The organism is Micromonospora sp. WMMD754 (assembly GCF_049315235.1).
Lineage (GTDB): Bacteria > Actinomycetota > Actinomycetes > Mycobacteriales > Micromonosporaceae > Micromonospora > Micromonospora sediminicola.
Map to the genome: position 1 here is coordinate 2,938,319 of NZ_CP186058.1, position 11,723 is coordinate 2,950,041.

At 72.4% G+C, this 11,723-nt stretch carries 11 protein-coding genes; 1 reads left to right on the forward strand and 10 read right to left on the reverse strand.

All coding sequences use genetic code 11. The features are described from left to right. Positions 1-19 precede the first annotated feature (19 nt). The 10 genes from ACN27B_RS14400 to ACN27B_RS14445 all read right to left on the reverse strand — a co-directional run bounded on the left by ACN27B_RS14400 (position 20) and on the right by ACN27B_RS14445 (position 10,474). Positions 20-976, reverse strand: a complete 957-nt coding sequence (locus ACN27B_RS14400) for a S1C family serine protease (protein WP_422745402.1) — start codon at positions 974-976, stop codon at positions 20-22. A gap of 115 nt (positions 977-1,091) precedes the next feature. Next, positions 1,092-1,601, reverse strand: coding sequence for a GNAT family N-acetyltransferase (locus tag ACN27B_RS14405; RefSeq protein WP_099162530.1), 510 nt, complete (start codon positions 1,599-1,601; stop codon positions 1,092-1,094). Next, positions 1,598-2,527, reverse strand: a complete 930-nt coding sequence (locus ACN27B_RS14410; RefSeq protein WP_099162529.1) for a ribonuclease Z — start codon at positions 2,525-2,527, stop codon at positions 1,598-1,600. The genes ACN27B_RS14405 and ACN27B_RS14410 overlap by 4 nt, the downstream gene beginning before the upstream one ends. Before the next feature lie 637 nt (positions 2,528-3,164). Beyond that, positions 3,165-4,349 carry an osmoprotectant NAGGN system M42 family peptidase gene (locus tag ACN27B_RS14415; RefSeq protein ID WP_099162528.1) on the reverse strand — a complete coding sequence of 395 codons (1,185 nt, stop codon included), beginning with the start codon at positions 4,347-4,349 and terminating at the stop codon, positions 3,165-3,167. Then, positions 4,346-6,184 (reverse strand): N-acetylglutaminylglutamine synthetase, encoded by a 1,839-nt coding sequence (gene ngg, locus ACN27B_RS14420; RefSeq protein ID WP_422745405.1) that lies wholly within the window; start codon positions 6,182-6,184, stop codon positions 4,346-4,348. The genes ACN27B_RS14415 and ngg overlap by 4 nt, the downstream gene beginning before the upstream one ends. A gap of 2 nt (positions 6,185-6,186) precedes the next feature. Next, complete coding sequence (locus ACN27B_RS14425; RefSeq protein ID WP_099162526.1) at positions 6,187-7,977, reverse strand: N-acetylglutaminylglutamine amidotransferase; 1,791 nt, start codon at positions 7,975-7,977, stop codon at positions 6,187-6,189. A gap of 192 nt (positions 7,978-8,169) precedes the next feature. Continuing rightward, on the reverse strand, positions 8,170-8,832 hold the full coding sequence (gene msrA / locus ACN27B_RS14430; RefSeq protein WP_396822383.1) for a peptide-methionine (S)-S-oxide reductase MsrA: 663 nt from the start codon (positions 8,830-8,832) through the stop codon (positions 8,170-8,172). 76 nt (positions 8,833-8,908) lie between these two features. Beyond that, positions 8,909-9,322 (reverse strand): HIT family protein, encoded by a 414-nt coding sequence (locus ACN27B_RS14435; RefSeq protein WP_099162524.1) that lies wholly within the window; start codon positions 9,320-9,322, stop codon positions 8,909-8,911. 131 nt (positions 9,323-9,453) lie between these two features. Continuing rightward, positions 9,454-10,146 carry a nucleotidyl transferase AbiEii/AbiGii toxin family protein gene (locus tag ACN27B_RS14440; RefSeq protein ID WP_422745408.1) on the reverse strand — a complete coding sequence of 231 codons (693 nt, stop codon included), beginning with the start codon at positions 10,144-10,146 and terminating at the stop codon, positions 9,454-9,456. After that, complete coding sequence (locus ACN27B_RS14445) at positions 10,097-10,474, reverse strand: hypothetical protein (protein ID WP_422745410.1); 378 nt, start codon at positions 10,472-10,474, stop codon at positions 10,097-10,099. The genes ACN27B_RS14440 and ACN27B_RS14445 overlap by 50 nt, the downstream gene beginning before the upstream one ends. 97 nt (positions 10,475-10,571) lie before the next feature. Here ACN27B_RS14445 and ACN27B_RS14450 point away from each other — a divergent pair, with 97 nt between their 5' ends. Next, the gene (locus tag ACN27B_RS14450) at positions 10,572-11,714 is read left to right on the forward strand and encodes a cystathionine gamma-synthase (protein ID WP_091581872.1); all 1,143 of its coding nucleotides are present in this window, start codon (positions 10,572-10,574) and stop codon (positions 11,712-11,714) included. Positions 11,715-11,723 lie beyond the last annotated feature (9 nt).

Here is an 11,723-nt window from a genome sequence, read left to right on the forward strand (position 1 = left end):
GGGCCCTTCTTAACATGCCTCATCGGCTGCCCAGCTCGGTCGGGACCGCCACCACGTCCACGTACGCCCCCTTGCGCAGCAGGGTGACCGACAGCCGGACACCGATGGCCGGACCGAGCATCAGTCGTTGCAGACTCTGCCCGTCCTGCACGGGCCGCCCGCCCGCCGACACGATCACGTCGCCGAGGTAGATCCCGGCGACCCCGGCCGGGCTGCCGGGCACCACCTCCACCACCCGCAGCCCGCGCCGCTGGCCGGTACGCGCGGTCACCTCCGGCGGCAGCGGCACCGGCGCGCCGGCCACCCCCAGCCAGGCCCGGTGGACCCGTCCCGCGGCGGTCAGGTCGGCGACGATCTGCCGGGTGGTGGGGTTGACCGGCACCGCCAGCCCCAGTCCGTACCCGGCGACCGCGGTGTTGACCCCGACGACGCGGCCGGCGGAGTCGGCGAGCGCCCCGCCCGAATTGCCGGGGTTGAGCGCGGCGTCGGTCTGGATGACGTCCTCGATCAGCCGGACCAGCCGCCCGTCCCGCGCGGGCAGCGACCGGCCCAGCCCGGAGACCACCCCGGCGGTGACCGAGCCGGCGAGCCCCATCGGGTTGCCGACCGCGACGACCAGTTGGCCGATGCGCAGCCGGTCGGCGTCGCCCAGTTCGACCGGCGGCACGCCCGACTCGTCGGCGCGCAGCACGGCCAGGTCCGACAGCGGGTCGGCGCCGACCACCCGGAACCGGGTCTCGGTGCCGTCGCCGAAGGCGGCCACACCACCGTTCGCGCCCTGCACGACGTGCGCGCTGGTCAGCAGCAGCCCGTCCGGCCCGATCACGACGGCCGAGCCGGCGCCCGCGCCGCGCGCGGTCCGCACCGACAGGGCCGCCACCGCGGGCAGCACCCGCGCCGCCACACCGGTCACCACCCGGGAGTACGCGTCGAGCGCGACGTCCTCCGCCCGCCCGGTGTCCTCGGTCTCCTCCATGTCGCCACCAACGCCTCACCCGCCGGCGCCCATGCCCGACTCCGCTGACAGCGAACGGGCGCGGTGTTAACAGGGGGCCCTTCCTCTACCGAATGCGTTAAGAAGGGGCCCTTCCTTACACCTCACGCGCGTAGCGCACCTGGTCCACCAGCGCGGGCCCGATGCGGTCGACGCGGCTCGCGCCGGTGGCCCGCCAGCCGCCACGTTCGTAGAACCGGCGCGCGGAGGCGTTGTCGCGCAGCACCCACAACACGGCCCGGGTCCACGAGCGGTCCCGCATCGCGTCCAGCGCGTCCACCATCAGCGCCCGCCCGGTGCCCCGGCCTCGCTCGTCCGGCTCGAGGTGGATCGCGTTGAGCAGTCCGGTCGACGGGTCGCCCTCGTCGTCCGGCCCGAGGTAGCTGAAGCCCACCAGTCGCCCGTCCCGCTCGGCCACGGTCATCCGGTGGTCCGCGCCCTCCCAGGTCAGCCGCTCCACCCAGTAGCGCCCCATCGCCTCCGGCGTCGGTTCGGCGAGCGCCTCGGGCGGCAGGATCGACGAGTACGCGGCCACCCGCGAGCGCTGGTGCAGGGCGCCGACCGCCATCAGGTCGGCCTCGGTCGCGGAACGTAGGGAGAGTGTCACCCGGGCGACGGTACCCGCCGGGGCGGCACCTGCACCGTCTGGAGATCCTCGGCGATCACCAGATCACCGGTGAAGTGTTCGCGGGCCTCGTCGTGGAAGCGGCGCGGGTCGGCGTACCGCTGGGAGAAGTGGGTGAGCACGAGCGTGCGTACCCCCGATTCGGCGGCCACCCGAGCGGCCTGGCCGGCGGTGAGGTGGCCGACCTCGGCGGCCAACGCGGCCTCCGACTCCAGGAACGTCGACTCGATCACCAGCAGGTCGGCGTGCTCGGCCAGCGCGTACACCCCGTCGCAGAGCCCGGTGTCCATCACGAACGCGAACCGCTGCCCCGGTCGGGTGACGCTCACCTCGTCCCGGCTGACGCGGCGTCCGTCGAGGTCCAGGTGGCCGTCGCGGAGCAGCCGCCCCACCGCCGGGCCGACGATGCCGTACGCGGCCAGCCGCTCCGGCAGCATCCGGCAGCCGTCCGGCTCGGTCAGGCGGTAGCCGTACGTCTCGACGGGGTGCCGCAGCCGGCGGGCCTCCAGCGTGCCGATGCCCAGCGTGATCCGCTGGCCGTCGGTGTCGATCGGCTCCACGGCCAGCTCGGCCGTCTCGTAGAAGCTCGAGGCGTGGCGCAGCCGGGCGAAGTAGTCCGCGCCGCCGGCCGGGAAGTGCACGGCCACCGGGTGCGGCACACGGTCCAGCGAGAGCCGCTGGATCATGCCGGGCAACCCCAGGCAGTGGTCGCCGTGGAAGTGGGTGACGCAGATCCGCGTCAGGTCGGTGGCGGTCACCCCGGTGTGCAACATCTGGCGTTGGCTGCCCTCGCCCGGGTCGAAGAGGATCACCTCGTCGTCCCAGCGCAGCAGGTAGCCGTTGTGGTTGCGTTGCCGGGTCGGCGCCTGGCTGGCCGTCCCGAGCACCACCAGCTCCCGCATGGACAAGGTCTTCCCCCAGACATGAAGCGACCCCCGGGGCTTCCGCGCTCGCGCGCGGGCCGGCTGGACTGGGCCGGCACCCCGGGGGTCGGGTGGCTGTCGTGGTTTCGCCGCACCGCTGCCACACGGTCTCGACGATCATGCTGTGCCCGCCTCGCGGCGGACGGTTTCACTGTCGAGGACAGCGGCTAGCGGACAGCCACCTCACGAGTCCGATTGCTATACAAGTCTGGACCACCTCCTTTCCCGTGTACCGCCACGCTATCCACTTCCCGGCGGCCACGGCAACGAATTTCGATCACAGGGCGGACGAGAGCCCGGGACCGCGCCCGGTCGGGACGTGGGTTCGCGCCGCCTTTCGAGCTGATAGCACGAACGACTCACGGCCGGACGCGATGTCGGGGCGGCCCCCGGCCCCCGGCGCCCGGCGCCCGGCGCTCGCCCCCGCGCCCGGCCCTCGCCCCCGCGCCCGGCGCCCGGCCCCCGGCCACATGCCGCCGCTCGCGACGGCGGGTGAGTCGTTTCTGATATCAGCTCGAAAGGCCCGTGGCCGGCTCTGCCCGTCAGCGCCCGTCACCGAGCGTGAGCCTCGCCCTCCGCCCGGGCCGGCCGGCCCTCGGGCGGAGGGTCGGCCGGGTGACGGTCACTCCACGCCGATCGGGCCCTCCCGGGGGCCCTCCTCGTGCGCCGGCTGCACCGCCAGCGACGGGAAGTCGGCCAGGTCGCCCTCCGGCTCGGCGTCCCACTCGGGGAAGACCAGCGGGCTCTGCAGATAGAGGCAGAGCAGTTGGGCGAGATGGTGCAGGCCGTCGAGGTGGGTGCGCTCGTGCCCGTGGGTGGCGTCCACGCCGAAGCCGAGCAGCGCCACCCGGGCGTGCGCCCCGGCCTCGACCGCCGAGGCGGCGTCCGAGCGGTAGTAGTCGAACACGTCCCGGACCAGGTCGACGCCGTGCTCCTTGGCGATCGAGGCCAGGTTGCGGGTGAGGTGGTAGTCGAACGGGCCGACGCCGTCGCCCATCGCCAGCGTGGCCGCGTTCTCCCGGGACTGCTGGCCGGGCGCGACCACCGCCGCGTCCACCGAGACGATCTCCGCCACGTCCGGGTCCAGCCCGTGGCTGGCGCCGTGGCCGATCTCCTCGGTGACGGTGACCAGCAGGTGCGCGGTGACCGCCGGGGTGACGCCGGCGTCGACCATCGCCTTGAACGCGGTCAGCACCGCGGCCACCCCGGCCTTGTCGTCCAGGTGCCGGGACTTGACGTATCCGCTCGGGGTGATCGTCGGGTTGGGCAGCAGCGCGACGAAGTCGCCGGCGTCGACGCCGAGCGCGCGGAGGCCTGCTTCGTCGTGCACCGGCTCGTCGACCCGGACCTCGACCAGCTCCCAGCCGACGCCCTGGAGGTCGACCGCCTCGTTGTAGCGGTGCCCGCTGGCCTTGAGCGGCAGCACCTGGCCGGTGATCACCCGGTCCAGGTCGTCGGTGAAGATCCGCACGTGGGCGCCCTCGGCGAAGCGGGCGCTGTGCGTGCCGATCGGGTTGATCTCCAGCCGGCCGTTCTCCTTGAGCCGCTTCACCATGCCGCCGATGGTGTCGGTGTGCACCACGAGCGCGCGGTCCGCGCCGGTAGCCCGGGGCCCGGGCAGGCTGGCGCTCAGCGCTCCGCGCCGGGTCAGCGTGGAGCTGATCCCGAGCGCGGAGAGCCGCTCGCCCACGTACTGCTGGATGTGGTCGGTACGCCCGGACGGGCTGGGGATCTCCAGCAGTTCCACCAGCACCTGGCGCAGGTATTCGAGGTCGAGCTTGAGCGGTTGGGGTTTCCGTGCGGTCATGCCCCTGAGCCTGCCGCACCGGCCGGCGACCAGAGTCGCTGCGGTGCCCGCGTGCCCGGGAAGAGCAGGTCGACGAAGCGTTCGGCGGTCGGCTGCGGCTCGTGGTTGGCCAGCCCGGGTCGCTCGTTGGCCTCGATGAACACGTGTTCCGGCGCGTCCGGGGCGGGGACCAGCAGGTCCAGCCCGGTGACCGGGATGTCCAGCGCCCGGCTGGCGGTCACGCACGCCTCGGCGATCGCCGGGTGCAGCTCGGCGGTCACGTCGTGGATGGTGCCGCCGGTGTGCAGGTTGGCGGTCCGCCGGACCGCCAGCACCTGCCCCTCCGGCAGTACGTCGTGCATCTGGTAGCCGGCCTCGGCCACCACCTCACGGGTCATGTCGTCGATCGGGATCCGGGACTCGCCGCCGGTGGCGGCGGCCCGGCGTCGGCTCTGCCGCTCGATCAGCTCGGTGACGTCGTGCACCCCGTCTCCGGTGATCTGCGCCGGGCGCCGGACCGCGGCGGCGACCACCTCGTGGTCGATCACCACCACCCGCAGGTCCTCGCCCGCGCGCAGCTCCTCGATCAGCACGTCCGGACAGAACCGTCGGGCCAGCTCGACCGCGGCGGTCAACGCGTCCGGCGTCCGTACGCCGACGGTGATCCCGTTGCCCTGCTCGCCCCGCGCCGGCTTGACCACCACCGGGCCGACGTCGGCCAGGAACGCGAGGTCGTCGGGCTCGCCGGTGGCGGTGCGACCGCGCGGCACGGACAGCCCCGCCTCGGTCAGGATGCGCCGGGTCACCCGCTTGTCGTCGCAGCGGCTCATCGCCACCGCCGAGGTCAGCTCCGACAGCGACTCGCGGGTGTGGATGGTCCGGCCACCGGTGGTCAGCTTCAGCTCACCCCAGTGCGGGTCGGTGACCTCCACCCGGATGCCACGCCGCATCGCCTCGTCCGCGACGATCTTCGCGTACGGGTTGAGCTCGTCGTACCCCTCCGGCATGGCGGGCAGGAACAGGCGCTCGTTGATCGGGTTCTTCCGCTTGACGCAGAGCGTGCCGGTGCGGTGGAAGCCGAGCCGCTCGTAGAGCCGGATCGCGCCCGAGTTCTCGGCCAGCACGGACAGGTCCACGTACGCCCGGCCGCGCGTGTCGAGCTGGTCGGCGAGCGCGGTGAGCAGCGCCTGGCCGGTGCCGGGCGGCGCGGTGTTGAAGTCGACGGTCAGGCACCAGAGGCTGGCCCCGTTCTCCGGGTCGTCGAAGACCGCGACGTGGTCCACGCCGGTGATGGTGCCGACCACCTCGCCGGTGGCGTCCTCGGCCACCAGGTGCAGGAACCGGTCGGTGGCGGCGTTGTCCACCAGCACCTCGACCGGGGCGGTGACCATGCCGTTGCGGGCGTAGATCCGGTTGACCGCGTCCGCGTCGTCCGCGTCGCGCAGCGGCCGGATGGTGAGCCCGGGGATCTCGCCGCCCTCGGTGGCGGCCGGGCGGCGCTCGCCCAGCGGCAGCCGGTAGGTCAGCGACGGGTCGATGAACAGCTCGTCCGGCAGCCGGGAGACCAGCACGTGCGGGTCGCGCAGGTAGATGCAGATGTCCCGGGCGCCGACCGCCTCGGAGCGCAGCACGTCGGCCACGTGCACCTGGTCGGCGAACGTCTGCCCGAACACCAGCCGGCCCCAGCCGCAGTCCAGCACGACACCGGAGGCGTCGGCGGACCCGGTCTCCGGCTGTCGCGGCTCCGGGGCGCCCGGTGCGACCGGGTCACCGCCCGGCCCGGTCCGTTCCCGGCGGCGCCCCAGCACCCGTTCCCGGTCGGTACGCGCCGTTCCGGTGGCGAGGGTGTCCGTCATGGTCAGTCGATTCCGTGGCTCTGGAGCCACATTTCCAGGAGTCCCAGTTGCCACAGCTTGTTTCCGTTCAACGGGGTCAGTTCGGCGTTCGGGTCGGCGAGCAGCGCGTCGACGTAGTCGCCGCGGAACAGGTCACGCCGGCGCGCCTCGGGCGCGGTGAGCGCGTCGCGCACCCGGTCGAGGAGCTTGCCCTCCAGGTGGGTGAGGCCGGGCACCGGGAAGTAGCCCTTGGGCCGGTCGATCACCTCGTGCGGCAGGACCCGGCGGCCGATCTCCTTGAGCACGCCCTTGCCGCCCTGGGCCAGCTTCAGCTCGGGTGGGCAGCTCGCGGCCAGCTCCACGAACTCGTGGTCGAGGAACGGCACCCGGGCCTCCAGGCCGTGCGCCATGGTCATGTTGTCGACCCGCTTCACCGGGTCGTCGGTCAGCATGACCTGGGTGTCGATCCGCAGGCCGGCGTCGACCGCGGTCTCCGCGCCCGCCCGGCCCAGGTGGGCGGCCACGAACTCGCGCGCCGGGTCGCCGTCGGCCAGCCAGTCCGGGTTGAGCACCCGGGCCAGCCCGGCCGCGTCCCGGTCGAAGAACGCCTTCGCGTACGTGTCGAGCGCCTGCTCCCGGTCCACCCCGGCGAGCGGCGGGTACCAGTGGTAGCCGCCCAGGATCTCGTCCGCGCCCTGGCCCGACTGCACCACCTTGACGTGCTTCGCCACCTCCTGGCTGAGCAGCCAGAACGCCACGCAGTCGTGGCTGACCATGGGCTCGCTCATGGACGCGACGGCGGCCTCCAGCGGCGGCAGCAGGTCGCCGGTGGGCACCCGGATCTGGTGGTGGTCGGTGCCGAACGTCTTGGCCACCAGGTCGGAGTAGACGAACTCGTCGCCCTCCCGGCCGCCGACCGCGTCGAAGCCGATGGAGAACGTGGCCAGGCCGGACCGGGCCTGGCCCTCACCGGCGAGCAGCGCGACCACCAGGCTGGAGTCGAGGCCGCCGGAGAGCAGCACGCCCACCGGCACGTCGGCCACCATCCGGCGACGGACGGCGGTGGTCAGCGAGTCGAGCAGGGCGTCCTGCCAGTCCTGTTCGGACCAGCCGGCCCGCTCGGCGGCGCGCCCGAAGGTCGGGTCCCAGTAGACCCGCTCCCGAGTGGTGCCGTCCGCCTCGTACACCCGGACCGTGGCCGGGGGCAGCTTGGTGACGCCGGCGAGGATGGTCCGCGGCGGCGGCACGATGCTGTGGAAGCTCAGGTAGTGGGCGAGCGCCACCCGGTCGATGGTGGTGTCCACGCCGCCGCCGGCCAGCAGCGCCGGCAGGGTCGAGGCGAAGCGCACCACGCCGGGGCTCTCGGCCAGGTAGAGCGGCTTGATGCCGAGCCGGTCGCGGGCCAGCACCAGGCGGCCGGTGTCCCGCTCGCTGATCGCGACCGCGAACATGCCGACCAGGTGGTCGACGAAGTCGAGCCCCCACTCGGCGTACGCCTTGACCACGACCTCGCTGTCACCGGCGGAGAAGAAGCGGTGGCCCTTGGCCTGCAACTCCGCGCGCAGCTCGCGGTAGTTGTAGATGCAGCCGTTGAAGACCCCGGTGAGCCCGGCGGCGGCGTCGACGATCGGCTGGCCGCTCGCCGCGGACAGGTCGATGATCTTCAGGCGCCGGTGTCCCAGCGCGGTCGGGCCCTGCGACCAGACGCCGCTGTCGTCGGGCCCTCGGTCACTCATCGTGGCCGCCATCCGCTCCACGGCCGAGACGTCGGCGCGTGAACCGTCACGGCGGAACTCTCCCGCAAGTCCGCACATGCGAGCCAATGCTGCCAGAGGTTGTTGCAGTTCGCCTGTTGAGACGATGACGAACGTGTGACAGGTTGCTACGATGCGCGGTTACGGAGTGTGGCTGTGAAGGAACGCGTCGGTTCCTGCCCGCTCGGTGTCGGATGCCCGAGATGAGCCGGGCCCGCGATGTGACGAACACCGCAGACCCGGCATCGGGCGTCAGCCGGCGGTACGGGCCACGCCGACCGGGCAGCTCAGCCCGTTCGGGCCGTGGTTGCAGTAGCCGTTCGGGTTCTTCGTCGGGGCCAGGTACTGCTGGTGGTAGTCCTCGGCGAAGTAGTAGTCGCCGAGCGGGGCGATCTCCGTGGTGATCTCGCCCTTGCCGGCCCGCGCCACGATCGGCGCGAACGCGTCCCGGGACGCCTCGGCGGCGGCGCGCTGCTCGTCCGTCGTGGTGTAGATGGCGGACCGGTACTGGGTGCCCACGTCGTTGCCCTGGCGCATGCCCTGGGTCGGGTCGTGGTTCTCCCAGAAGACCTTGAGCAGGTCCTCGTAGGCGATCTTCGACGGGTCGTAGACCACCTGGACCACCTCGGCGTGCCCGGTCATGCCGGAGCACACCTCCTCGTACGTCGGGTTGGTGGTGTAGCCACCCGCGTAGCCGGCGGACGTGGTGAGCACGCCGGGGAGGGTCCAGAACAGCCGCTCGGCGCCCCAGAAACAGCCCATGCCGAAGACGGCTACCTGCGCGCCCTCGGGGAACGGGCCCTTCAGCGTCGACGGCAGCACCTCGTGCCGGTCGGCGATCGGCATGGCGATCGGGCGGCCCGGCAGGGCCTGGTCAGGAGAGATCATCTCGGCCTTCATGCGGCGGAGGAACACGGTGGGACTCCTCTCTTGGCTTTCCCAACGTGTGCAACAGCGTCGGTTCCCGGTTCCTTACCCGCCCACCCGACGCTCAGGCGAGCGCCGCCGAGATCCGGGCGGCGAAGTCGGCCGCCTCGGTGTCGTCGGCGTAGCGGGTACGGGGCCAGAAGAAGCCCCGCAGCCCGTCGCCCTTCGTCCGGGGCACGACGTGGGTGTGCAGGTGCGGGACGGACTGGGACACCCGGTTGTTCATCGCCACGAACGTCCCACCCGACCCCAGACCGGACTCCACCGCCACCGCGATCCGCCGCACCAGCCGGAAGTAGCCGGGCAACGCGTCGTCCGGCAGGTCGGCAAGCGTCTCCACGTGCGCACGGGGCACCACCAGCACGTGCCCCTTGAACACCGGCCGGGTGTCCAGGAACGCCACCCCGTCCGGCTCGTCGGTCACCGTGAAGGCCGGCACCTCACCGGCGATGATCCCGCAGAACACGCACCCGCTCATGCGCTCAGGCTAGACCGCGTCACCCCCCGGGCCCGCCTCCGCAACGTCCGCCGATCATGAAGTTGGCGGCGACATGTCGCCGACCCCGTAGCCATCGTCAACTTCATGATCGACAGGTTGGGGTGAGGCGCTCAGGACTCGTCCAGGTATGCGTCCCAGTCATCGTCGGGGACGCCCACCGGGCCGGTCTCACCGTTGGCCAGGCGCGCCCGGATATCCGCCTCCCAGCCCAGGGCCCATGTCCGAAGCTCGTCGACCTGCGGCTCGGTGAGCCCGTATGAACGGAAGGTCCGGATGTCCCGCTCCGTCACGCCACCCAACCGGTCGGCCAACTCGTCCAGCGAGAAACCCGCGGTGTGGCGGGCGCCGAGGTGCTCCAGCTCGGTCCATGCGAGCTTCTCGTTCGCGGCGCGGACGTCGATGTAGTCCCGGTGGGCGGCGCGGTCGTGCAGCGCGCGGACCTTCAGCCCGACGGCGTCGTCGAAGGCAAGCACCGGGCCCAGAGCCATTCGCGCCGGCGGCGCGAGGGCCTCCTTGAGCAGGTCGACCTCGCACGACGACACGTCGTTCGAGATCAGCAGGCGAGCCATTCGGGGCGTCGACTCAACGATCCGAGCGGAGAACCCGGCCGCGATGTAGGCGGCGGCGAGGCGGTTCGTCACGGTGGGAAGCGGAATCGCGGTGGCCGTCGCGAAGTCGATGTCCTGAGAGGGGCGGTCGACCAGGTCGTGGGCGCACATGGCATAGCCGCCCGCGAGCATCAACCCCAGGTCGTCACCGGCGGCGAAACCGATCTCCAGCAGTCGACGGTGCAGCTCGTCCATCACCGGCGATGAGGTCTGGCAGTCGTCGCTCCCAGAGCCGGGTCACGCGGCGCGCGGTCAACCGGCGGATGCGAGGCCAGTCCTGGCGGAGCAGCGTGGCGTTGACGTATTGCACGATGTCACTGCGCTGGCCGCAGTCGAGGAGGAGGCAGTAGAGGGTCAGTCGTTCACGCGCGTCGCCGATGTCGAAGTCGGCCGGGCCCGACCAGGCGAGTCGCACCGGCAGGCCGACCCGGCCCGATCGCGGACCAGCCAGGATCTCCAGCGAGGTGGGGATCCGGTCGATCGTGCCGAGCAGACGGGACGGCAGCGCTTCGGTCGAACTCACCGGCCCAGTATGGCGGACCCGGCCGACAACCTCGCGGCGGCGACGCGCGCCCGGGTTCGACGGCAGTCGGGTGAGCCGGCGGGCTAACGTCTGCGGCATGAGTCACGGCTTCGAGACGCTCGCCATCCACGCCGGTCAGGACCCCGAGGCCCGCACCGGTGCGGTGATCCCGCCGATCTACCAGACCAGCACCTACGCCCAGGACGCCGTCGGCGCACCGCGCGAGGGCTACGAGTACAGCCGCTCCGGCAACCCCACCCGGGACGCGCTGCAGGAGTGCCTGGCCGCGTTGGAGGGCGGCCCGGTGGGGCTCGCCTTCGCCAGCGGCCTGGCCGCCGAGGACACCCTGCTGCGCACCGTGTGCAAGCCGGGCGACCACGTGGTCATCCCGGACGACGCGTACGGCGGCACCTACCGGCTCTTCGCCAAGGTGGCCGAGCGGTGGGGTCTGGCGTACACCCCGGCCAGGGTCTCCGACCCGGACGCGGTCCGCGCCGCGATCCGCCCCGGCACCACGAAGATCGTCTGGGTGGAGACGCCGACCAACCCGCTGCTCGGCATCGCCGACATCGCCGCCCTGGCCGCCGTGGCGCACGACGCCGGCGCGCTGCTGGTGGTCGACAACACGTTCGCCTCGCCGTACCTGCAGCAGCCGATCGCGTTCGGCGCGGACGTGGTGGTGCACTCCACCACCAAGTACGTCGGCGGGCACTCCGACGTGGTCGGTGGCGCGCTGGTCGCCGCGGACCGCACCCTCGGCGAGGAACTGCGCTACCACCAGAACGCGATGGGCGCCGTCAACGGTCCGTTCGACGCGTGGCTCACCCTGCGCGGCATCAAGACCCTCGGGGTACGGATGGACCGGCACTGCGACAACGCCGAGCGGATCGCGGCCTACCTGGACGGGCACGCGAAGGTCGGCCAGGTGATCTACCCGGGCCTGCCGTCGCACCCGGGGCACGAGGTCGCGGCCAAGCAGATGCGCCGGTTCGGCGGCATGATCTCGTTCCGCGCGGCGGGCGGCGAGGAGCACGCCGTGGAGATCTGCAACTCCACCCGGCTGTTCGTGCTCGCCGAGTCGCTCGGCGGCGTGGAGTCCCTGATCGAGCACCCGGGCCGGATGACACACGCGAGCGCTGCCGGCTCGCCGCTTGAAGTTCCCGGCGATCTCGTGCGACTGTCTGTCGGCATCGAGACGGTCGACGACCTGCTCGCCGATCTGGAGCAGGCGCTGGGCTGACCGCTGGAC